The sequence below is a fragment of the Aliiglaciecola sp. 3_MG-2023 genome, from assembly GCF_030548205.1.
In the GTDB taxonomy this organism is placed as follows: domain Bacteria; phylum Pseudomonadota; class Gammaproteobacteria; order Enterobacterales; family Alteromonadaceae; genus Aliiglaciecola.
This window is the reverse complement of the sequence record NZ_JAUORV010000002.1, coordinates 73,423-97,282: the sequence shown is the minus strand read 5'-3', so window position 1 is coordinate 97,282 and position 23,860 is coordinate 73,423. Positions and strand designations below refer to the sequence as shown.

Here is a 23,860-nt window from a genome sequence, read left to right as displayed (position 1 = left end):
TGTATTCAATATGGGACAAATATACCCTAATCATTTTTGAAATCAGTTGTTGGTTTAAAAAAAATTAGATATTTATGAAAGTGATTGAATTCCGAGTCTGTTTTGACCGAAGTTGATTTAGCTGTGATGACTTTGCATCACCTAAGTTTGTTTTATATTGCTTGTAAAATTAATATCACTTGGGAGCTAGCAAGGCTGTGAATTCAGTTTGATATCTTTTGAGTTGTAATAAAAAATGAGTTTGGACCGCTATACTCTTATACTAGTTAGACTAAGACTGATTAAAGTATTGGTACTAAGGGTAATCCATTATGACTATTATACAAATAACTGAGCTATTTGGTTGGGCGTCAATAATTAATCTCGCCTATTTATTACTTGCTACATTAATTGTAACACTTATGCCTGATGCAATAGCTTCAATTCATAGTAAGGTATTCAAAGTTGAAAAAAGCACATTGCCACCTTTGTATATTAACTTTCTGAGTCTTTATAAAGTCATGACATTGGTTTTTATTGTTTCTCCGTATATTGCTTTAAAAATAATGGGGAGTTAAGCGCTAAATGAAGAAGTCCGTATTCATATTCTTAGTCTGTGGATCAATTTTTATCTTCAAAAGTGGGATAGCAAACGATGGACTTCAATTGGCAAGTCAGGAAGATTTATTGGTCGCCAAAGGTGAGCCCAATTCCCAACATGAGTTTGAAGATCAAGGAGACCTTTTTGTTCATTACTACTATCAAACTGAGAATGAGTCTTATTTGGTAGATGTTGAAACCGGTAAGGTTTGCAATGCCTATACAGGCAAAGAAGTTCGCAGTTGCTTTCCTTGTGCTGAGAATGAAGTTTCATTTAAATGCCCTTAACAAACCTATGAGATTGATATGTCGAAAACAACTAAGTATTTATTAATATCAGCGTTATTTTGCCTCGCCTTTGTCTGCTATTACGTTGGCAGTGTCATTGGCGCAATCGCATTCATTGCATTAGGCTTTTTGTTGGAGGTGGCTCTGTGGATTGGTATTTTAAAGACGTCTAAAAAACATATGTCTAACCGCTCTTGAGTCGATTTCCTGCGCTGATGTGAAGACAAAAAAATAGCACTTTAAAAGTGCTATTTTTAAGATTAAAACCTGTATTGAATCAGGCTTATTTCACTGGGAATCCGCGATCGCGCATCAGGGCTTCTACATTTGCATCTCTACCTCTAAACAAACGATAAGCTTCAGCAGGGTCCATTGCGTTTCGAATGGCGAATAAATGCTTAACTAGCTTTTCACTTAGTTCTTTGTCGTAGAATCCACCAGGTGCTTCAGCAAAGGCTTCAGCAGCATCTGAGGTTAAAACTTCAGCCCACATGTACCCGTAATAACTAGACGCATAACCTTCACTACTAAAGATGTGCCCAAATTGAGTACTACGGTGACGCATTACCATTTCTTCCGGCATGCCTAATTTCACAAGTTGTTCTTGTTCAAACTTCTGAGGATCAATCGCAGCAGGATCTGTTGTGTGATACAACAAGTCCATTATTGCAGATGCCATGTACTCAGTGGTTTTGAAACCTTCATTGAAAGTAGATGCTTTTTTGATTTTAGCTACTAACTCTTGTGGGATAGGTTCACCGGTTTTGTAATGCACTAGATAATTATTAATTACTTCATCAGTGATTAACCAACGCTCTAACAATTGAGATTGGAATTCAGTGTAATCACGCACACCTGAATGTGACGTTGGGTAGACTACCTTGGCCGATAAGAAGTGCAATGCATGGCCAAATTCATGGAAGTAAGTTTCCGCATCATCCCAAGAAATCAATGTTGGCTCGCCTTCAGGACCTTTCACGAAGTTTGAGTTATTCGAAGAAAGTACCGTTTTCTTACCATCAAAAGTGGTGTAACTGCGATACGTGGTTGCCCAAGCGCCAGAACGTTTACCAGTGCGAGCAAATGGGTCTAAATACCATAAACCTATATGTTCACCAGACGTAAGATCTGTCACTTCCCATACTTTAACATCTGGGTGAAAAACAGGTACTTTGCCTTCTTCGATAGGTGTAAATTTGAAGTTGAAGAGACGACCTGCAACATAAAACATTGCTTCGCGAAGTTTGTCTAACTGCAAATATTGTTTTACTTGGTCTGAGTCTAGGTCGTATTTTTGTTTACGTACTTTTTCAGCATAAAAACGATAATCCCATGGCTCTATGGTGATATTCGCATTCTCTGCATCCGCAACGGCTTGCATGTCTTTTACTTCTTCATCCACACGAGCAATAGCCGCAGGCCAAACTTTCTGCATTAAGTCCATGGCGTTTTCAGGATTTTTCGCCATGCGATCTTCTAGTCTCCACTGTGAATAGTTTTCGTAACCTAACAGTTGAACACGCTCATGACGCAATTTTAAAATTTGTTTGATCAATTCATTGTTGTCATATTCGTCACCGTTGTTGCCGCGGCTATAATAGGTTTCCCAAACTTTTTTACGTAGTTCACGTTCTTCAGAGTAGGTTAAGAACGGGTCCATTGATGAACGGGTGTTGGTAATCGCATATTTACCTTCATGGCCTCGCTGGGCTGCGGCTGATGCTGCACCAGTCACAAAGGACTCAGGTAAACCAGAAAGTTGATCAGCGTCGATGTAGAGCACATAGTTTTCTTCATCAGCCAACACATTATTTGCAAATTTGGTTTGTAAACTTGCTACTTCTTGGTTTATTTCTGCATAACGCTTTTTCGCTTCCCCTTCCAAGGTCGCGCCATTGCGTGCAAAACCGTTGTATGTCAACCAAGTCACACGTTGCTGTTCAGAATTGAGCTGTTTATATTCTTCGCCTTCATACACTGCTTTTACCCGTGCAAAAAGCTTTTCATTTTGGTTTATCTTTGAACTAAACGCGGAGATCTTAGGAACCATTTCCTTTTGAATCTCACGGAACTCAGGGCTATTCTTATTGGAACTCCAAATACCCCAGTAGGTGAATACGCGACCTAACTCTGCACCAGACTTTTCTAACGGAACAATAGTATTTTCGAATGTAGGCGCTTCAGGATTGTTAATAATCGCGTCTACTTCGGCTAAATTGATTTCCATTCCTTTTTCTAACGCTGGAACTAGTAGGGCTAAGTCCATTTTATCAAAAGCTGGAACACCGCCATAAGGGCCTGAATATTCAGCAAGTAATGGATTTGTTTCTTGTGCGACTTGTTCAGTCATGGATGTTTTATCTTCTGTTTTAGTGGGGGTTGTGCTTTGAGAGCACCCACCTAATGTTGCAATTAGCATTGCACTTGTTAGTGTCAGAGCAAATTTTTTCATTTAATTTTTACCAATTATTTGAGAGATAGTTCCGTCATTATTATTATTTATTGTATGCTCTGAAATGAGCATTGTGGATAATACTAATCTTTAGTGTCAAAACTACAAGCGCTAAGGCCAAATCTACTTTTACATATCGTCTACAAACCCTTACAAAGTAAATTTCACATATCTTTTTCTAGTTTTAAGCCGAAGTGCTGAGTTTGGTCTTTTTAACTAAGTGATTGAAAAGTATTGTTGTGTGTTTGAATCGTCTGTTGTTCACGTATTGTTTCGAATACCTAATGTCGGTTGATGTACGTTACAGCTGCTGTTTTTTGAGTACTATTTAATCAAGTTAAATAAACCCTTTGAGTTAGCCATCATGTTCAAGTATTTGTGTTTGTTTATGACCTTAGTTGGCAGTAGCTGCCAAGCAGATGAGTTTTTTATTGCTAAAGGGGTGAATTGGCTAAACAACCTAGTACCAGAGACTACCAAAATTGAATTTAATAAATCTCGTATTAAATTTGATGGCTGTCGTCATCGGGAATATGAATTAACATTTAGTCAACCGGTTAACCAACGTTTGTCATTTGAAGGCGGTATGAGCTATGCGAACGGTAAGCTGCAGTGGGGCATCAATAGCCAAAAAATCAGTCTTAAGCGTTACTCTTTTTTACCACGCTATAGTGTCAATCGTAAAATTAGTCTAAGTGCGGGTGTCATCCTGCAATCTGCGCCTGAATTTAGTACTTCTCAGGGATTAGAGCTCGCCTTACCGAAAAGTAAAATTTATAAGATTAGCAGTCGTTTCAAAGGCATCCGAGATGACCATCAGGTGGATATCGCATTGAGTAGTCACCATTGGGATGCTAACGATGAATTTGGCACTTTGTTTGACAACGGATTAATCGATAATAAGCTAAATGTTAATTACGCCGCATTTTTCTAACGCTAAGTTCGCAGTGCTAAACCGCAGCCCCCTTTACGACTGTTTGACGTAAATGTTTAATGTCACAAAGTAACTGAATTTTACTGAAATCGTTTTTAGCTATCTGGGTTACACAGGTATTTTCAAATCCAGCGCGCTCTAAACTCAGCCGATCAATTTTCAAAATGTGTTCTAAAATATATCGTAAGACCAAACCATGAGTCATTACCATTAAGCTGTCTTCTACCGCGTTCGCCTGTTCAATAATGTGTTGCCACGCTAGCTCAACACGTTGTCCAAATTGGTGCTGACTTTCGCCATTTTCGGGTTGATAATCGGCGGCTAAAAAATCAAAGTCAATTTGCTTCCAAGGGGTTCCTCTGAGCGCTCCCAAATTACGTTCCTGTAGCAGTTCCGATAAAACTAATTCGCAGCCCAATAGTTGCTGAACCGGCTTTGCTGTCTGCTGGGTGCGAGTATGATCGCTACACAATATTCTAGAAATAGCGTGGTGTTGATAAGCATCGGCCAAATCTTTTGCTTGTTGCTGACCATGAGCGGATAACGGAGTCTCTGGCGTCTGTACAATCCTATTTCGGTTGCCGTCTGTCTCACCGTGGCGGACCAAATAAATAGACATCATTAAGCCCTTAATTTATGCAAATACAACGGTTTTATTTTTGTGAATAATCACGCGATCTTGCAAGTGGTAACGAACGCCATTGGCTAACGCGGCTTTTTCACAATTCTTGCCTTTACGAACCATATCTTCAGCCGAGTCACTGTGACTGATGCGTATCACTTCTTGCTCAATAATTGGCCCTTCATCTAAGTCTTTTGTCACATAATGACAAGTCGCGCCAATCAGTTTAACACCGCGGTCATAGGCTTGTTGATAAGGTTTAGCTCCGGCAAAGGACGGCAAAAAGCTATGGTGGATATTGATAGCTTTGCCTGCTAATTTTTGACATAAGTTGTCAGGCACAATTTGCATAAATCGCGCAAGTACTGTGAGATCTGCTTGATACTCTTCTAGTAAAGCTTCAACTTGGGCAAAGGCCACTGCTTTGTCTTGATTTTTGAAATCTACCCAATGGAAAGGTACTCGATACCAATCTGCAAATTGTTTCATTTGCGGGTGATTCGCAATGATGCAAGGTATTTCACAATCAAGCTCACCACTGTGCCAGCGATGCAGAATATCAATGAGGCAATGAGATTCATGGCTGGCAAGCAAAGCCACTTTTTGTTTTTGCAAGGAATCGGATACTTTCCACTTCATTGAAAATTGTTTAGCGATGGGTTCAAAGGCCTGTTTGAAACTCTCTAAAGTCAATTTCAGCGTGTCAGTCTTTATTTCATGACGCATAAAAAAGCGCCCTAATTTGGCGTCTGTATGGTGGCTTGCTTCTACAATAGTGGCTTGATGATCAGCTAAAAACTGACTCACAGCAGCGACTAATCCTACTTGATCGGGACAATCGATTACCAGCCTGAAGGTTTGTTGCATGAATAAATTACTCTTGTTAAATCGGACTTACTACTAATCCCCTTATTGTGCTGCCGGAATAGGCCTGAGGTAAAGCACTTATTGGAATTACATAAAAGTTTATCGAGGGCGAATGGAAGGATGCAGCGGCCAAGTCTGTCGAATAGGATATTGCACTCCATTTTTTCCACTCACCGACTCAAACAAATGTAAATGCTTCACCTGCAGTTGGAAGTCCGGGCTAATCAGGGGAGCTGGAGGATTACTTTTAGCATTTCTCACTAGCGTAATATGGGGAATATATTCTCTAATGGGCAGATTTAAACCGGCTTGCTGGGCATATTCTGTTAAACGTTTAGTTATTCGCAACATCTGAGTTGGAATTTGTGTACTGCCAAGCCATAAGATCTTAGGTTTTGACCAATAACCTAGCGTATCAATTTGCAAATTAAAATTGTGAAATTCACTGCTTTGTATGGCACAACAAAGTTGATCGAGTTGTTGCTCTTTAACTTGCCCCAAAAACACACTGGTGATGTGAAAATTTTTAGCTGGAACGGCGCGTTCAAACTTAGGTAAGGCTTTGTTTCGCCAATCATCTATGGCAATTTTTGATTTGGATTCTAAATCAAATCCTAAAAAGTAGCGCATTGAAACTCCAGCAACGATAGAATGAAATGATTATAGAGGAATTTTTTGGTTTGAGTGCGTGTTACCTGTAGAAAGTTGCTGGCCAGCATTAGAAAAAGATTTAGTTCATCAAGATGTTGTATTAGTTGCTCCCCCTGGCGCTGGTAAGTCTACCTACTTGCCATTAAAACTGCTGCAACATCCCAAATTTATCGATCAGAAAATCATCATGCTGCAACCGAGACAAATTGCAGTGACTTCGATTGCTAATTATTTATCCGAGCGACTAGGTGAGTCGGTAGGGAATACTATCGGATATCGCATAAGAGGTGAAGCCAAAGTAAGTGCTCACACCAGGTTGGAGATTGTCACCGAAGGCTTGCTTACTCGCATGTTGCAAAACGATCCTGAGTTAGCCAATGTTGGCTTGATTATTTTTGATGAGTTTCATGAGCGCAATATACATTCTGATTTTGCCTTAGCCTTATGTTTGGAAGTAAAACAAGCACTTCGCGATGACCTGCGATTATTGGTCATGTCAGCGACTTTAGATGCCGGAGCGGTGGCTAAATTATTGCCCAATGCCAAACAGATGGAAAGTCATGGTCGCAGCTTTCCTGTTACTAGCCATTATCGTCCAAGAAGTAACAGACAACTTGAACAAGATGTTTTTCAGGTAATTAAAGAGGCCGTAGACAATCACGAAGGCGATATTCTTGTATTTTTACCTGGGGCAAAACAAATACTGGCAACACAGCAGCTTTGTGGAAATTATTTTGTAAACTCGACCCCATCCGAAATAGAAATCCACACTTTGTTTGGACAATTGGACAAACAAAAGCAGCGAGTGGCAATTCAACCCGCTCAGCAGGGCAAACGTAAAATTGTGCTTGCTACCAATATTGCTGAAACCAGTTTAACCATTGATGGTATTACTGTGGTTATCGACTCAGGTTTAGAAAATGTCGCCAATTTCAATTGGCAGCGACGAATCGAACAACTGAGCATGAAACATATTTCCAAAGCATCTGCAACGCAGCGCGCTGGTCGAGCGGGTCGTTTATCGGCTGGAAATTGTTATCGACTATGGTCAAAGGATACTCACCAACGGCTAATTGCTCAGCGTGCCCCAGAAATAACAGAGACAGACATTAGTGGCTTGTATTTAGATGCAAAAGTATGGGGAAGCGAGCTATCTGAACTACCTCTGCTAGATTATCCAAGTTCATCACAACTTGACTATGCTAAGTCAGTACTATTGTTATTAGGTGCTATCGATTCTAATGAAAAACTGACCTCCCTTGGGCGCTCACTGAACAGTTTTGGTTGTCATCCAAGGTTAGCAGCGATTTTACTGAGAAGTCAGCAAGGAGATCGTTTTCAAAAAGCCATGGCATCTTTGCTAGTCGCTTTATTAGAATTCAGGCCCATCAATGAATTACGAAAAGAAACTCAGTTGCGGCAACATTTACTCTTTCTTCTTGGGCAACCTTCACACCCAATTTGGACGCAAGCTAAACGTTGGGCAAAACGCCTCGGGTGTCATTGTGATAGCCAAACTGTGAATCTGGAAAAAGGTAAACTGAGCCAATTGTTGAGCGCAGCTTATCCCGACCGAATAGGTCGATTAAGAGACAATGGTTCTTATCAATTGGTAAACGGAACAGGGGCAAAATATTTCAATTCTGCTACGCAATCTACTGCTAGCTTGAGCAAATGGATTGTCGTGAGCAAATTAACCATAGGCGAACATGCTGATGCGCTAATTCAATTAGCCGAACCCATTGAAGAGCCTTTGGTTTTTGAATTATTCAAAGGACATTTTGAACAACGCAATGAATACACCTGGTCGAGTTCCTTAAACAAAGTTGTGGCGCGAGAAAAACAAATACTTGGCGCTATTACTATTCGGGAAAAACAGATAGAAGCTGTAGACGGATCACAATGCGTTCAAATCTTAGTTGCGCAAATCAAACAACAAGGGTTAGGGTTTTTAAACTGGAAAGAGGCTATTTGGACATTGATCCATCGGCTAAATTTAGCAAATAAGGTTGAAGATGACCTGTGGCCTGATTTCTCCGAGGCGGTTTTATTAGCTGAAATTGAAGATTGGTTGCTACCCTTTCTCGATGGCATAGTCAACGCCAGTAAGTTATACCAACTGGATTGGATAACCATATTGAAGAGTCGATTAAGTTGGCAACAGCAACAACAATTACACAAGCATTATCCCCTTAAAATAAAAGACGCAACAGGGCAAGACTGCAAACTCGTGTATTCAGCCGATGGTCAAGTTGAAATGCAAGTGAAAATGCAGCACATGTATGGCTACGACGGTTCTCCAAGTGTCGCCAATGGTAAAGTTCCAATCACATTAACCCTTCTATCGCCTGCTGGTAGGCCATTGCAGAAAACTCAGGATCTCGCGGGGTTTTGGCAGGGGAGCTACGCTCAAGTTCAAAAAGAAATGAAAGGCAGATATCCAAAGCACTTTTGGCCAGATAACCCAGCAACAGCGCAAGCTACCACGCGAGTTAAGAAATATATGTAGCTTAAGTATATTGCGGTGTTTGGGTCTGGAAATTAATTTACCTGTAAATTCATTCGTTTAACATTGTGTTCACATATAATGCTGGAGATGCGCATCGCTTAACCGATACAATAGAGTAATTGTTAAACAGTTCCAGTTAAAGCGGGACTGTGTTGAACACTTTAAGGTAGTAAACATGCACATCCAGCGCTTTTTCCAGCTTCCCATTTTAACCCTTATTTTTACGTTAGTTACACTTTCCGTTTCTGGTGTAGATGCCAAACCCAACCATGAAGTCAGCATTGCCCATCTAAGCGAGGCACAGTTTACTATTTCAAAAATAGATAATGATAATTTGGAAAACAGATTGGAAATAAGCACAAATGGGATAGTGCGAACATTCAATTTAGTCGAAAACAAGTCACTTCTATCTGCACCCTTAAAGCTGAAATTACATTCCAGCATAAGTTTGTACAAGGGGACATTGGAAAATGTAACAAACTCTTGGGCTAGATTTAGTTTAGTAGGAGAGAAATTAACGGGTGCATTTTATGATGGTCAAGATCTGTATTTTGTGAATTATAAAAGTCAGCTAAACGCGCAATTAAACAATATTGAAAGTAGTAAAGAAGTTACGAGTGATTTATTAATTTATAACGCTAAAGACGTTAGTCACAGTGCCACCTGTGCATTAGAAAATAGTGCCATTCAGTCAGCTTTTAGCTATTCGGGTTACATTGACGAACTAGCACAAATGACAAGTGAAATGGCTAGCAAAGAGATATTAATTTCTTTAGTTGCCGATTCTGAATTCGAAACTGGTGATCCTCAAGATGCTGCTACAGAAATGTTGGTAGAAATGAATGTCGTAGATGGCATATTTTCGGAACAAGTTGGCGTGCAGGTTACGGTGGATGACATTCGTGTTTTAGAAGACAACGGCACCTTAACCATGAGCGATGCTGAAGATTTAATTGTAGCTTACCGTACTTATGTTGCCATTAATTATAATAATCCAGGCATAAGCCACCTATTTACCGGTAAAGATTTAGACGGTAGTACTATAGGTATTGCCTACGTTGGAGCGGTTTGCAATAGTTATTCTGTTGGCGTAACGCAACGTTTTGGTTCCAGTACTGCCTTAGTGACTGCCCACGAGATTGGGCATAATTTCGGTGCACCCCATGATAACCAATCGGGATCAGCTTGTGCTGCGACTAATGGTAGCTTTTTAATGAGTCCAAGTATTAATGGCAGTGATCAGTTTTCTGATTGCAGTTTGACGCAAATGGATGCCTTGGTTAGTTCCGCAGCCTGCTTAACCAATGTATCTCCACCTACAATTATTTCTACCCCTAATACAACGGCAACTGCTGGTTTAGCTTATGAATATGATACAGATAGTCGGGTAGATGCTGATGGTTCTGGTAGCTTAACTTTCAACCTCGATTTTGGTCCAGAAGGCATGACAGTATCAGAAGATGGGCTAGTTGAATGGATACCCATTGAAACTCAGACCGGAACTAGTTTAGTGCAAATTAGCGCCAGCAATGCTTATGGTACAGATACACAAAACTTTGAGATTGAGGTGACTCAAAACCCGTCGGGTGAATTTCTTAACTTCAATGAATTACCTTATTCGTCATTTAGTACAGGACAAGATTTCGAAGGGACAGTGACTATTGGGGACAGTGGAGCGAGTATTACCTTACAAGGCAATCGTTGGGTTAAAGTGGACTTTAATTATGCAATTCAAGCAGATACGGTTATTGAGTTTGATTTTATTAGTACGTCATTAGGGGAAATTCACGGTATTGGTTTAGATGATGATAATAAAATGGAAGAAGCTAGAACTTTCTCATTAGCAGGTTCTCAGTCTTGGGGGCTGGAAAGTGCTCGTTATACTGAGTTTGGTGAAGTTCAGCGTATCTCAATTCCTGTTGGGCAGTTTTATACCGGTAATGTCGAGTTTCTCTATTTTGCAATGGATAATGATGTTGAAGGTTCTACCGCCAATGGCACCTATTCAAATGTAACGGTATACAACATTAATGACGATACAGTTGCGCCCACAGAAACCCTTGATTTAAGCCAGTTTACATTCTCGGAATTTGATCCCGCACAAAACCCATCAGGTTCAAGTGTAAGTGAGGTTATTGACGATGGAGAGACCCTGCATCTGCAAGGTAACTTATGGCGTAAAATTGATTTAAATCAGGATATTACAGAAAATACAATGATAACCTTCGATTTCAAATCTACATCTCAAGGAGAAATCCATGGAATTGGCTTTTATACGACTGATTTGGCTGATAGAGATGAAACATTTAAATTATATGGTACCCAGGAATGGGGGTTAGGTGGCTTTAACTATTCAGGCAACGGAGAGTATCAGTCCTTTACAATTCCTATAGGGCAATATTATGCGCAAGGCACATATCCTTATCTCGTATTTGCAATGGATAACGATATTTCAGAGCCTGTTTCCAACAGCTACTTCAGTCGAATTTCTATTTTTGAATCTTCTGATGAAGAGCCCCCTTCCAATGAAGGTTTAAATTTCAATGAACTTGATATTTTAGACTTAGACCCGAATCAGAACCCAGAAGGTGCTAGTACGATAACTATTTTAGATGCTGGTTATACTTTGCAACTCGAAGGCAATTTGTGGCAAAAAATTGAGCTCAACACCGATATCACTTCAGGTACAGTTTTAGAATTTGAATTCAAATCAACGGCAGAGGGAGAAATTCACGGTATTGGCTTCACCAATAATGCATTTACAAATGAAAGCTTAACCTTCCGCCTGTTCGGTACTCAAGTATGGGGAAATCATGATTTTCAATATACCGGTGATGGAGAATACCAAACATTCGTCATTCCAATCGGAGAGTATTTCACTGGGTTTTACCCTTATATCGTTTTTGGAATGGATAATGACGTTGAAAACCCCAATTCTGATTCCGTTTTTAGAAACGTCATTATTCGCTAAATTAAGATTAAGTTCAGAAGATCACTATTTACCAAAGGAATGACGGTAAATAGTGATGGCAAAATACTTACTTCTGTACATTTTATAAATACTAATTTGAGCCAGCCCGCAGGCACTGATAAACTGCTTGTCTGAAACAACTCCAACAAAGATCCCCTTAATTAATCATGTCAATAGCCCAAAAATTGAATCCCTTACCTTGGTTCCGCAAATATTTCTGGAAGATGCTTCTGGTATGTATCGTTGCGATGAGTGCTTACATGGTTTACTTGGATGCGGTGATTGCTCATCAGTTTTCTGGTAATAAATGGCAAGTTCCTGCGCAGATTTATGCCCGTCCTTTGGTTTTAAGTTTAAAAGAAGAAATCACCAGTAAGGAAATTATAGAAGAGCTAACACTGTTGGGCTATCGGCGGGTGGCCAATGCTAGTCGTACAGGGGAGTACCAATACCGTAATAATCACTTTGAAGTTTATCGTAGAGCATTTCATTTTCCAGATGGTTTTCAGGGCGAAACCGCCTTGTCTTTAACGGTTAAATCAGGCCGTGTAGCAAGCATTGTGAATCTCAATAGTGGCAAGCAAATTAGTAGCTTTCGTCTAGAGCCATGGCTAGTAACACGATTGCTTAGTGACGGTAAAGAAGATCGCATGTTGGTGTCGTTAGGGCAGGTTCCCAAAGAACTAGTAGAAGCACTAGTTCTGGTTGAGGATAAGGACTTTTATGAGCATCATGGAATAGCACCTCTTTCAATTTTAAGAGCATTAATAGCAAATATCTCTGCCGGACGTGCTGTTCAAGGAGGAAGTACCTTAACGCAGCAATTGGTTAAGAATATGTATTTGACCAATGAAAAGTCGATAACGCGAAAAATTAAAGAAGCCTTTATGTCCATATTAATCGATGCGCGATATAGCAAAGATCAGATAATGGAAGCGTATTTAAATGAGGTGTTTCTTGGGCAAAATGGTAATACCGGTGTGCATGGTTTTGGCTTAGCCAGTTACTTTTATTTCGACCGTCCATTAAACGAGCTTAACCTTGAAGAAATGACGACCTTAGTTGGCATGATCAAAGGACCTTCTTATTATAATCCAAGGCGTCATCCTGAACGTGTTTTAGAGCGTCGTAACCTGGTACTTAGGCTGTTATTTGAGGGAGGTAAAATCAATAAAACCACCTTTGAAAAACTGTTAGACAAGCCCATTCAGGTCGCCACAGGTGCAACGCTAGTTAAAGGCAAGCACCCGGCCTTTATGGATAAGGTGGGGCGTGAATTACATACTATCTTAGATAACCCAAATATTCGTGATTCAGGGGTAAAGTTGTTCACCACTCTTGATTCAAACGCACAGCGAAAGGCTGAATCGGCCGTGTCAGGTGGCTTAACCAGTATTGAAAAACAGCGTAAGTTGGAAAATTTGCAAGCAGCAATGGTCGTCACTGACATCGATAGCGGTGAAATTCGCGCTATGGTGGGAGATCGCAAGACGCGCTTTAGTGGCTTTAACCGAGCATTGGATGCTAAACGATCTATAGGGTCGTTAATTAAACCAGCAATTTACCTGACTGCCTTAGAGCGCCCTGAAGAATATAATTTAGCAACACCTTTGTTCGATGACCCCATACAATTACCCAGTGAAGGGGGGGAAACCTGGGAGCCACAGAATGCCGATAAAAAGTTTCGCGGTCAGGTTCCTTTGTATACGGCATTAACCCAATCCCTCAATGTTCCGACGGTGAGTTTAGGTATGGAGTTAGGGTTAGATAGCATTACCCAAACCCTCAAACGCCTTGGGGTGACAGAGCCCATTACCCAATATCCCGCATTGACGTTAGGAGCTTTGGATTTATCTCCAATTCAGGTCAATCAGCTATATCAAACGATAGCTAACAATGGTGTACAAATTCCCCTGCACACTGTTAATGCCATTATGTCGTCAGACAACCAATTGATGTATTCCTTTGACGCGCCAGCCAAGCCAATTGTTGATGAAAAAGTGGCTTATTTGATGAATTACGCACTTCACAAAGTGACCTTAGAAGGCACGGCTAAACAAGTTCGTCGACGTTTCCCAAGTATTAATATGGCCGGCAAAACCGGTACAACCGATGACTATCGTGATAGCTGGTTTAGCGGTTATGATAAAAATATTCTAGTCACCAGCTGGATAGGCACGGATGACAATAAAAGTACCGGGCTAACGGGGGCAAGTGGTGCATTAAGATTGTTTTTAGATTTTCAAGCACTACAAGCGCCAAAATCATTGGTACGGCGTTTTCCTAAAGGATTGGGGATTGCTCACTTTAACCCCCAAACGGGCAGATCGACCCAAGCGGGGTGTCAAACCAGTATGAGTTTGCCAGCCATTCTAGAAGTGTTACCAAAACGAGCGGATAAATGTGATACCAAAAACCCAAAAATTCAAGAGCGTAAGAGTTTTTGGGAGCGGCTTTTTGGCAACTAGCGCAGAAAAAATTATTAACTAAAAGAACGCTAATTAACGTTTGTCTTTAGGCTTTGTGGGCTTTTTAACATGCTTGTCGATGAACGGCTCGAAATCTTGGGGTTTACTACAATCCATCGTACCTCCGGTAGTGAAGCGCAAGACCGTTAGTAGGGTTTTATTTACCGTCGAACTACAATCTACTCTGATACGGTTTTCTTCGATTAACTTTTCATCTTCGGTTTTATAGGGATCAAATTTAGGCAGGTTTAAATCTGGTGATTCTCGTTGTTGACGGTAGCGCTGTGCTTCTTGTTCAGCCATACGTTGATTAGCTTGCGCCGAGTGATCTAATAAGTGTTTTTGGGCTAAATTACGTGAAGTGCCTACGGGAGCGTCACTTTCAGAGTCATCTGGAAAATCAATAGACGGCAAGTCTTCACGTCTTGTATCATTTTCGATTAGTGGTAATTGAGGGGTCACCGAGTCAACAATTTCAGGTTCTTGGTTAACTTGCACCTCTTGTTCTAAAGGTGCTTTTTCAAGGGAGGCTTGGTTCTCTGCTGGCACATCTTCAACAGGCACCTCTGCAACAATCACTTCTTCAACACTTACAGAATCTTCAATCGTTTGCTCCCTTGGTTGGTTCTGTTCAGTCTGTTCTGGGGGCAATTCTGGTATATGTTCATTTGATTCAGCTTCAATGGTTTTTTCTACCGCTTTTGGAGGCGGGAAAAATACCAATTTCGCTTTGATAGCGGATGTGGGTTCATCGACTTTTGCCGGAATATTTATGCGCTGTTGAGATAAGATCAACCAGCCAACCAAAGCATGGATAAGCACAGAGACAAGCAATATTTTTCGTAAAGAATGGTTCGTTGTTTCTGGGGGAATGTATTGTTGGCGTTCAAAATCCAAGGTGTGCGCTATCCAGCATGGTTAATGTTAATTTCATTCGACAGTAGACTGATAGCATCTTGTTTAGTTCCCTATCAGCAACGTTTTCCAATTTCAGTAAAGTTGCGCACCAATTTAGTGCAAAATTTGCCTTTTGCTTGCTATTGGTGCTTTAATTGTAAATCAAATACCTTTTTTCTAATCTAAGTTGTTGATTTTTATATGTAAACATTAGTGGCATAAGACTTGTTTTAGGAATGGAGCGTTTCAATAAAAACAAAATTAAAATATCGGGAGTAACACAATGAAATTAGTAACTGCGATAGTTAAGCCTTTCAAGCTTGATGATGTTCGCGAAGCCATTTCAGAAATTGGCATTGATGGCTTGACTGTCACTGAAGTGAAAGGCTTTGGGCGTCAAAAGGGTCATACCGAATTGTACCGTGGAGCAGAATACCAAGTAGACTTTTTACCAAAAGTGAAATTGGAAATTGCGGTACAAGACGATCATGTTGAACGTTTAGTTGAAGCTATTGTTAGCGCAGCTAAAACAGGCAAGATTGGAGACGGAAAAGTATTTGTATATGACTTAGAGCATGCAGTACGTATCCGCACGGGTGAAACTGACGGCGAAGCCATTTAAGCAGCAGGGCAGGAGAAAATCATGGAAATTACATTTGAACTTGGGTATGCACTAGATACCTTTTACTTTTTGATATGTGGCGCATTAGTCATGTGGATGGCGGCTGGTTTTACCATGCTAGAAGCCGGTTTAGTGCGTGCTAAAAACACCACTGAAATATTAACTAAGAATATTACCTTATACTCTGTAGCTTGTATTATGTATATGATCTGCGGTTACTCTATCATGTACGGTGGTGACGACTTTACGTTATTCCTAGATGGAATCGTTGGCGACGGCGCTACAGGTGAAGCTGAACCTGCTACTTATGCTCCTTCAGCTGACTTCTTCTTCCAAGTGGTTTTTGTTGCCACTGCAATGTCAATCGTTTCAGGTGCGGTAGCTGAGCGTATGAAATTGTGGTCGTTCCTTGCATTTGCAGTTATCTTAACGGGTTTCATCTATCCTATGGAAGGTTCTTGGACTTGGGGTGGCGCGTCTGTATTCGGTATGTATACACTTGGCGACCTAGGTTTCTCTGACTTCGCAGGGTCTGGTATTGTGCATATGGCTGGTGCTGCTGCAGCGTTAGCTGGTGTGTTGATACTTGGTGCTCGTAAAGGTAAATACACTGCGGATGGCAAAATCAACGCAATTCCTGGTGCTAATCTACCTTTAGCCACTTTAGGTACATTCATCTTATGGATGGGTTGGTTTGGTTTCAACGGTGGTTCTGTTCTAGCAACGGCTACTGTAGAAAGCGCTAATGCTGTTGCTGTAGTATTTATGAATACTAACGCTGCTGCTGCTGGTGGTCTTGTTGCTGCCCTAATTCTAGCACGCGTCTTATTCGGTAAAGCTGACCTAACTATGGCCTTGAACGGTGCTTTAGCTGGTTTGGTTGCGATTACTGCAGAGCCGTCAACACCGACTCCACTACAAGCGACTTTATTCGGTGCTATCGGTGGTCTTTTGGTTGTTGGAAGTATCATTGCTTTAGATAAAATGAAAATTGATGATCCAGTAGGTGCTATCTCTGTTCACGGTGTGGTAGGTCTCTTAGGACTTCTACTTGTACCTATTACAAATGATGGTTCTTCTTTCTCTGGTCAAATCATCGGTGCTATCACTATCTTCGTATGGGTATTCGTAACTAGCTTGGTAGCTTGGTTAATTCTGAAAGCTATCATCGGAATCCGCGTAAGCGAAGAAGAAGAGTTTGAAGGTGTGGATATCGGCGAGTGTGGTTTGGAAGCATATCCAGACTTCACAGGTGGACGTTCATAATACCTTTAGTTTAAAAAACACATAGGGCAATAAAAAAATAAGAATAACAACAAGAACAAAAATAAAGTCCTACTGTTTTAATAATAGACAAAACCCCGCTCACTAGCGGGGTTTTTTATTTGCTTTTTTCCATCCTAGTCATCTACTGAATCCTTATAACCTATTGAACAAACTGGAATTAAATAATTTCTAACATTCTTGTTCATAGCCTCCCTTTGAACTAATGCTAAGGGTGTTGTCAGAAACCTATAGGCATTTAAAGTACCGCTGTATTTTTCTAAGGAGAAGTTATGAATTTAAAGCCATTTCAGGCGTCTTTATTATGTTTACTGGTGGCGTTATCTGCTTGTGGTGGCAGTGAAGATGGTTTGCCTATTCTGTCTGTGCCCGTTGATAGGGTTAAACCGACTTTTTCTGTTGCCGTGAGTGATGCCCCAGTAGGTGGGCTGTCCGAGGTTACCTTGTGCTTTTCGACTATTACCCTCACAGGTGAATCAGAAGAACTCGTGTTGGACGTTAGTGATGTTGAATTTGGTATTACTGCGAATGATCTGTGCTTGGATGATACAGGCAATATTGTGCCCAATGCTGTTGGTATTAATCTCCTTGATTATCAGGGCAGTGAGTTTTTGTCATTGCTTAAAGAGATTCCGATTGAGGAGGGTGACTACTCACAGGTTATTCTTGGTATGGTTGATGGTTCTTACGCGGTAGATAAATTAGATTACACAAAAACGCCAATCACTGTGCCTTTTAATGAAATTGAGCTAGACGGCTTTAGTGTTGATGAAAATACCCAGGTTGAGTTCACCGTGGAGTTTGATTTGCGCAACAGTTTGACAATGCCAGAAGGACAAGCTGGTTATATTTTGCAACCAGAGGGGACAAGAATAGTCAATAATCAACAAGCTGGACATATTCAGGGGAAGGTTTCTGAAACGGTTTTGATTAATCATCTGTGTGAGCCGTTAGCAGATATACATGGGGCTCCAGCGGCTATCTACCTCTATCCAGAGACTAATTTAGACACGGATTCATTGGCTGATAATGGCGGCTCAGAGGATATCTCGCCTATTGCAAGTTCAGCGGTTTATTTTGATTCCTCGCAAACCATTTATGCATTTGAAATAGGTTTTGTTCCTTTCGGCAGTTACACCCTGGGGTTAACTTGTAATCTTACCGACTCTCCCGAAAAAGATGATGAGGTCAGGTTTGTTCAAGTAAAACAAGTCACAATAGAACAGAACAATTCTGTTGGGATAGTCAATTTTGAAGAGGTTTTTGAATAAGCGCTAAGGTAAAGAAACTGGTTTTATCCTACTTGCTTCTATATTTTCTTTAAACCATTGCGCGCAAAGCGTATCCTTTATGGCATTCAATCGTTTTATAGGTGCTTTAATGAGATATTTGTCGTGTATCTTTGCGTCGTTAATTGTCTTTAGTCAATTCAGTATGGCTTACGATCGTATCACTGGGGAAACGTTCGCTTCACGCTCTGAGGTGATTGCAAGTAATGGTATGGTTGCCACTAGCCAGCCGTTGGCTACCCAAGTGGGGTTAGATATTCTAAAGCAAGGCGGTAATGCTATCGATGCAGCCATTGCGGCGAATGCTATGTTGGGTTTAGTTGAGCCTACAGGTAACGGTATTGGTGGCGATTTGTTTGCGATTGTTTGGGATGCGAAAACGAAGCAGCTTTATGGGCTAAATGCTTCAGGTCGTTCTCCAAAGTCCCTTACCTTGGAATACTTCAAACAAAATAATATGGAAAAAATACCCTCCCACGGGCCACTGCCTGTTTCTGTGCCAGGCGCTGTGGACGGATGGTTTGAGCTGCACGGTAAGTTTGGCTCTTTACCCATGACAGAGATTTTATCGCCCACTATTGAATATGCCAAAAAAGGGTTCCCTGTCAGTGAGTTGATTGCATGGTATATGAACCGTAGCGTACCGATTCTGAGCAAGTATGAAGGCTTCGCAGACACTTATATGCCGAATGGTTCAACGCCGAAAAAAGGTGAAATTTTTGTCAATCAGAACTTAGCCGTTACACTGGAAAAAATAGCGACGGGTGGTCGTGATGCTTTTTATAAAGGGGATATTGCCCGCACTATTGCTGCCTACATCAAAGAGCAAGGCGGATTCCTCAGTTATGAAGACTTAGCCAGTCATACTTCTGATTGGGTAGAGCCGGTGTCGAGTAATTACCGTGGGTATGATGTGTGGGAGTTACCACCTAATTCCCAAGGGATTGCGGCGTTACAAATTTTAAATATCCTTGAACAATTTGATATTGAAGGCATGGGTTTTGGTTCCGCTGAGTACGTACATACATTTGTGGAAGCGAAAAAACTGGCATTTGAAGATCGGGCCAAATACTACGCTGATCCAGCATTTAATCAGATACCCACTGACTGGCTGATATCTAAAGAATATGCCCAGCAAAGACTAAAGCTAATAAATCCAAAACGCGCATCAAAGCGTTATGATGCCGGCCTTAACGAAGGCGACACTATTTATCTAACCACTGCTGATAAAGATGGCAATATGGTGTCCCTTATCCAATCAAACTATCGAGGTATGGGCTCGGGGATGACACCCACAGGTTTAGGGTTTATTTTACAAGATCGTGGCGAGTTGTTTTCCTTACAAGAAGGCCATTTTAACCTTTACGAGCCAGGTAAACGTCCTTTTCACACTATCATACCTGCCTTTGTGACAAAAAATGGCAAACCGTGGTTGAGCTTTGGAGTCATGGGCGGTGGTACACAACCTCAAATGCATGCCCAGATTATTGTCAACCTCATTGATTTTGGGATGAACCTACAAGAAGCGGGTGACGCTCCAAGAATACTACACAGTGGTTCAAGTCAACCCACTGGTAGTCAGATGATCGATGGCGGATATGTGAGCCTAGAAAGTGGCTTTTCTCCTAAGACTCGTCGGGAGTTGGTGCAAAAAGGACACATATTGAGAGATGTATCGGGCAGTTTTGGTGGTTATCAAGCTATTCTCAGAGACACTAAAACTGGCGTATACTTCGGTGCGTCTGAAAGCCGTAAAGATGGACAAGCGGCAGGCTATTAATGCAACTTTGATTGTTAATTAAATTAATTTAAAAGACCAACAAAAATATGACAGAACCTCAAAAAGGCATTTGCGCGGAACCTAATTTACATGCGCAATATTTAATGTTTAACGTTATCGATGATGATGCGCAAGTGATACGCGCAAAACTGGCTCATATCCTCAATGTATTTGAGCACTATGATGAGGAACATTATGAAGCCATGGTATCTGGTATTATTGCTGTTGGCAGTAGTTATTGGACAGATTTATATCCCGGTTTAATTCCACTGGAGCTAGCGCCTTTTCCGGATATGGAATGTGATGACCGCCATGCGCCAGCAACCCCCTGTGATTTATTTATTCAAATTCGCGCTGACCGTGCCGATGTGTGTTTTGCTATAGGTAGTGAAGTGTGTGAGTTGCTTAAAGGTCACGTGGAATTATTTGAAGAAGTGAAAGGCTTCCGCTATTTAGATGGTCGCGATTTGATTGGGTTTGTTGATGGAACGGAAAACCCTAGAGGTATGCATAAACGTAAAGTTGCCGTGGTGGGCGATAAAGATCCTGATTTTGCTGGTGGCAGTTATATTCACATTCAACGCTACCGTACTCATATGGAGCGTTGGCAAAGACTACCCGTTAAGGCTCAAGAAGATATTATTGGCCGAACCAAGGAAGACAATGTGGAGTACACCAGTGAAGACAAGCCGGCGTTTTCTCATGTTAAACGCTCGGGAATTAAAGATGCCCAGGGGAACAGTCTTGAAATATTACGACAGAGCATGCCTTATGGCGATATGGTTGTGAAAGGACTGTTTTTTGTGTCCCTAGCCAATAGTCCCAAGCCGTTTACCCAGATGTTAAGCAGCATGGTGTTTGGTGATGAAAATGGCGTTTATGATAGGTTACTCGATTTTACAGTACCAGAAACCGGTGCTGCATTTTTTGCTCCCTCACTTAACTTTATTAAAACCAACAAAGACAAGTAAAACAGACTTTAAAACGTCTTTAACGTTAAATATGTCATGCAGCAAGACGACATCTTTAGTAATGGTTTGAATTTGCGCTAAAAGTAGATAAAAAATCCATGCCAACCAAGATATAAATACGATTGCTAAAACCCACGCTAGTTTTTTTCCTGTGGTCTTATCTGATTTAAAGATAAGTCTAATAGGAAGAACCCAAATTAAAAAAACAACAGTATTTGTGCAAAACCTATGTTACCCATCCACATCCTTTTTACGCGACTTCAAGATGTTGGTGAAATTACCATACAGCGGTTGTTCATCCTAGTTTTGTTCTAGGTTAGTCGTTACTCGATTCGCAAATGGCTTCTTAGAAAATCCCATTCTCAGTGCCCCGTAAGTTAACATAAGAAAGGCAATGCTGATGGCTACCATAGCCGCAAACACTTGCTGTTCGCCGCTAAACACGTTTGCAGTGACTAATACCACTGAAATCACTACCACAAACACAGAGATGATGTACTTAGCATGAGATTTAATGATTTCAGATTTGCTTTTATAAATCGCGACAATAGAAAGTAAGGCAACTAATGGAATAATGATCACTTGCTGGAGCGCAAATATCGCGAGTATATAAGCAGTTAATCCAATCAGTTTTAAACGGTTTGCAGCTTTCATCATCATCACCTTTATTTGGGTTTTCACTAGGATGTCATTGGCGGTCGCGGCAAACAATAAGACATAGGTCGTAGAGTTTATAGGAATTCTAGGCGGGAGCTTTAGCTCCTCGGAGGTTTGTTTTTCCAAGGCCTGTAGGCGGGTGCTTTAGCCCCGTGATGGTGTGTTTTTGTGTCCATGGCCTGTAGGCGGGAGCTTTAGCCCCGTGATGGTGCGTTTTTGTGTCCATGGCCTGTAGGCGGGTGCTTTAGCTCCGCGGAGGTTTGTTTTTCCATGGCCTGTAGGCGGGTGCTTTAGCCCCGTGATGGTGCGTTTTTGTGTCATGCCTGTAGGCGGGTGCTTTAGCCCCGTGATGGTGTGTTTTTGTGTCCAAGGCCTGTAGGCGGGTGCTTTAGCCCCGTGATGATGCGTTTTTGTGTCATGGCCTGTAGGCGGGGGCTTTAGCCCCGCACATTTAATCGATTAAATGGGTATTGTCTCGTTGACGAAGTGCTCCGTGAATAGATATCAATGCCCAAATAACTTCTAAGGTAAGCACTGGGTAATTTTTATCTATCCATAATTGTGGAGTCAATGCCAATGCGGCATACACATTTAAATACAGGTAGGTTTTTTGTGACATTTTCTGGGCACAAAACAATAAATACGCTGCTCCGAATACCAAAGCCGATGTCCAACCAACAATACGAATGAAGAGTTCAAATTCGGAAAACAAACCTAACAGGGCTGCACCCCATATAAAGCCTACTGCGATTGCCATCATTCGGAATGTAAGCGGGGTGTTTTTTAAGGGAATTTTGAGTAGCAATAACAAACTAATCACCGCCCAAAATCCATTTATGACAACAGCTTGCCAGGAAGAAACCAAGACTGAATTTATAATTAGGCTAGTGGCGGCTATCAAATTTCCAGCATAATATACCCGTGGAGACCAGTTTGTTATTAAGGATAGGTAGGCGTGGTTGAGCAAATATAAAACCGTTCCTATCCATCCTAACCCTATAGTAATCACGGCTCTAATTGAATATGCATGTTTTTAACTCGCAATTCTTTTCCCACATGGGGACCATTTAAAATGACGACATTACTGGTTTCCATCATGTTTTTGTAAATACGATCAGAGTGGGAAGGGTTTAAAATCTTCGAGCTCCACTGCAAAACAATCACTTTAGTGCCAATGGGAATGGTGTAGTAATCAATGCTGCCGTTAGGGTTGGCAAACTCTCCTAGTATGGCAGGAAAGCCCTCAGAAGTGACCAAGGTGGCTAAGTCTACTTTTTGTTGCAGGTTTTGAGTAGGTTGAAGTTGCGCATCTTCGCCATTGAGCCGCATGGTGATCGCCTGATCAAACTTTTCAATAAGTGCCTTACCTTCGGCCGTTTTGCTGGCAATAATGTGAAGACTAGCTTCATCTTTCACATTTTCTACCGGGATAATCAGCTGCTTTTGTTCCGCATAACGTGTATCCAGTAAGTTATTCATGACCCCTTCGGTCATCGGCAGTATTTGTACTTCATTGTTTAAAAGCGCGATAAGTGCGTCTTCTTCGGTTTCATATTGCTGTCCATCTGTGACGATACTATCGATTTTTTCACCGTAGCTATAGCCTGCGACTTTGGCTATTTTGAGGGTTTGATAGTTGTTATTGGCAAACTCAGAAGACACAAAGTGACGGTTAAAATATAGCCGACTGGTAAGGTAAAATATGGGTTTGGAATAGTAGAGTTTTTCAGCCCTTTGTTGGGTATAAAAGTATGGATAACTAATATGTACTTTTTGCTTTTCTAATAGCAACGCAGAATCTCGATAAGGTACATAACGCCACTTAATCTTGGCTTGTGCGTATGCCCCTATGGTATCCAACACTTTCGCCGCTCGCCCTAAGGGCTCACTTTCTGGATTAATGTAAGGAGCCCATTCATCGGTCAACACTTCAATTACAGGGTCTTGTGCATAGACCCTGTCAGCCTGCAAAAAGCCGCTTAAAACCAATGTAACCAATAAAAACAGTGTTTTAGTCAT

The 23,860-nt window shown here is 41.2% G+C and carries 21 protein-coding genes; 12 read left to right on the top strand and 9 right to left on the bottom strand.

Annotated elements, in window-relative coordinates:
- Nucleotides 1-311: 311 nt before the first annotated feature.
- From Q4574_RS02355 to Q4574_RS02345, 3 genes are read left to right on the top strand one after another with little or no spacing between them, the layout of a single operon-like run.
- Nucleotides 312-557, top strand: a complete 246-nt coding sequence (locus tag Q4574_RS02355; RefSeq protein ID WP_216048866.1) for a DUF6868 family protein — start codon at nt 312-314, stop codon at nt 555-557.
- Nucleotides 558-564: 7 nt separating this feature from the next.
- Nucleotides 565-867 (top strand): hypothetical protein, encoded by a 303-nt coding sequence (locus Q4574_RS02350; RefSeq protein WP_216048865.1) that lies wholly within the window; start codon nt 565-567, stop codon nt 865-867.
- A gap of 18 nt (nt 868-885) precedes the next feature.
- Nucleotides 886-1,065 carry a hypothetical protein gene (locus Q4574_RS02345; protein WP_303471007.1) on the top strand — a complete coding sequence of 60 codons (180 nt, stop codon included), beginning with the start codon at nt 886-888 and terminating at the stop codon, nt 1,063-1,065.
- Between the two features lie 85 nt (nt 1,066-1,150).
- Here Q4574_RS02345 and Q4574_RS02340 read toward each other — a convergent pair whose 3' ends face one another.
- Nucleotides 1,151-3,319, bottom strand: a complete 2,169-nt coding sequence (locus Q4574_RS02340) for a M3 family metallopeptidase (protein ID WP_216048864.1) — start codon at nt 3,317-3,319, stop codon at nt 1,151-1,153.
- Nucleotides 3,320-3,683: 364 nt separating this feature from the next.
- On the opposite strand from Q4574_RS02340, the gene Q4574_RS02335 reads away from it, so the two are divergent.
- Nucleotides 3,684-4,253 carry a hypothetical protein gene (locus Q4574_RS02335; protein WP_303471004.1) on the top strand — a complete coding sequence of 190 codons (570 nt, stop codon included), beginning with the start codon at nt 3,684-3,686 and terminating at the stop codon, nt 4,251-4,253.
- Between the two features lie 16 nt (nt 4,254-4,269).
- Here the strand turns inward: Q4574_RS02335 and Q4574_RS02330 are convergent, their stop codons facing one another.
- The 3 genes from Q4574_RS02330 to thpR form a co-directional block, all read right to left on the bottom strand.
- Nucleotides 4,270-4,872, bottom strand: a complete 603-nt coding sequence (locus Q4574_RS02330) for a histidine phosphatase family protein (RefSeq protein WP_216048862.1) — start codon at nt 4,870-4,872, stop codon at nt 4,270-4,272.
- A gap of 15 nt (nt 4,873-4,887) precedes the next feature.
- The gene (purU, locus tag Q4574_RS02325) at nt 4,888-5,742 is read right to left on the bottom strand and encodes a formyltetrahydrofolate deformylase (RefSeq protein ID WP_216048861.1); all 855 of its coding nucleotides are present in this window, start codon (nt 5,740-5,742) and stop codon (nt 4,888-4,890) included.
- A gap of 99 nt (nt 5,743-5,841) precedes the next feature.
- Complete coding sequence (gene thpR / locus Q4574_RS02320; protein ID WP_303471000.1) at nt 5,842-6,372, bottom strand: RNA 2',3'-cyclic phosphodiesterase; 531 nt, start codon at nt 6,370-6,372, stop codon at nt 5,842-5,844.
- 58 nt (nt 6,373-6,430) lie between these two features.
- Here thpR and hrpB point away from each other — a divergent pair, with 58 nt between their 5' ends.
- From hrpB to mrcB, 3 genes are all read left to right on the top strand, one after another.
- A complete protein-coding gene (gene hrpB / locus Q4574_RS02315; RefSeq protein WP_303470999.1) occupies nt 6,431-8,902 on the top strand; it encodes an ATP-dependent helicase HrpB in 2,472 nt (823 codons plus the stop codon).
- Nucleotides 8,903-9,077: 175 nt separating this feature from the next.
- A complete protein-coding gene (locus Q4574_RS02310) occupies nt 9,078-11,873 on the top strand; it encodes a M12 family metallo-peptidase (protein ID WP_303470997.1) in 2,796 nt (931 codons plus the stop codon).
- A 167-nt stretch (nt 11,874-12,040) separates the two neighbouring features.
- Complete coding sequence (gene mrcB, locus Q4574_RS02305; RefSeq protein ID WP_303470994.1) at nt 12,041-14,341, top strand: penicillin-binding protein 1B; 2,301 nt, start codon at nt 12,041-12,043, stop codon at nt 14,339-14,341.
- A gap of 33 nt (nt 14,342-14,374) precedes the next feature.
- Here mrcB and Q4574_RS02300 read toward each other — a convergent pair whose 3' ends face one another.
- Complete coding sequence (locus Q4574_RS02300) at nt 14,375-15,238, bottom strand: hypothetical protein (protein WP_303470992.1); 864 nt, start codon at nt 15,236-15,238, stop codon at nt 14,375-14,377.
- A 283-nt stretch (nt 15,239-15,521) separates the two neighbouring features.
- On the opposite strand from Q4574_RS02300, the gene glnK reads away from it, so the two are divergent.
- The 5 genes from glnK (at nt 15,522) to Q4574_RS02275 (ending at nt 21,184) form a co-directional block, all read left to right on the top strand.
- The gene (glnK, locus tag Q4574_RS02295) at nt 15,522-15,860 is read left to right on the top strand and encodes a P-II family nitrogen regulator (RefSeq protein WP_216048856.1); all 339 of its coding nucleotides are present in this window, start codon (nt 15,522-15,524) and stop codon (nt 15,858-15,860) included.
- 21 nt (nt 15,861-15,881) lie between these two features.
- Nucleotides 15,882-17,126, top strand: a complete 1,245-nt coding sequence (locus tag Q4574_RS02290; protein ID WP_303470986.1) for an ammonium transporter — start codon at nt 15,882-15,884, stop codon at nt 17,124-17,126.
- Between the two features lie 290 nt (nt 17,127-17,416).
- A complete protein-coding gene (locus Q4574_RS02285) occupies nt 17,417-18,415 on the top strand; it encodes a DUF4382 domain-containing protein (RefSeq protein WP_303470983.1) in 999 nt (332 codons plus the stop codon).
- Between the two features lie 109 nt (nt 18,416-18,524).
- Nucleotides 18,525-20,213 (top strand): gamma-glutamyltransferase, encoded by a 1,689-nt coding sequence (gene ggt / locus Q4574_RS02280; protein ID WP_303470980.1) that lies wholly within the window; start codon nt 18,525-18,527, stop codon nt 20,211-20,213.
- Between the two features lie 47 nt (nt 20,214-20,260).
- On the top strand, nt 20,261-21,184 hold the full coding sequence (locus tag Q4574_RS02275; protein WP_303470978.1) for a Dyp-type peroxidase: 924 nt from the start codon (nt 20,261-20,263) through the stop codon (nt 21,182-21,184).
- Here Q4574_RS02275 and Q4574_RS21485 read toward each other — a convergent pair.
- The 4 genes from Q4574_RS21485 to Q4574_RS02260 form a co-directional block, all read right to left on the bottom strand.
- Nucleotides 21,149-21,382 (bottom strand): PLDc N-terminal domain-containing protein, encoded by a 234-nt coding sequence (locus Q4574_RS21485; RefSeq protein WP_368411631.1) that lies wholly within the window; start codon nt 21,380-21,382, stop codon nt 21,149-21,151. The genes Q4574_RS02275 and Q4574_RS21485 overlap by 36 nt on opposite strands.
- Nucleotides 21,383-21,484: 102 nt before the next feature.
- Nucleotides 21,485-21,838 (bottom strand): hypothetical protein, encoded by a 354-nt coding sequence (locus tag Q4574_RS02270; protein ID WP_303470975.1) that lies wholly within the window; start codon nt 21,836-21,838, stop codon nt 21,485-21,487.
- A gap of 454 nt (nt 21,839-22,292) precedes the next feature.
- Entirely contained in the window at nt 22,293-22,661 is a 369-nt protein-coding gene (locus tag Q4574_RS02265; protein ID WP_303470972.1) for a hypothetical protein, read from the bottom strand.
- A 185-nt stretch (nt 22,662-22,846) separates the two neighbouring features.
- Nucleotides 22,847-23,860 (bottom strand): ABC transporter substrate-binding protein, encoded by a 1,014-nt coding sequence (locus Q4574_RS02260; RefSeq protein WP_303470970.1) that lies wholly within the window; start codon nt 23,858-23,860, stop codon nt 22,847-22,849.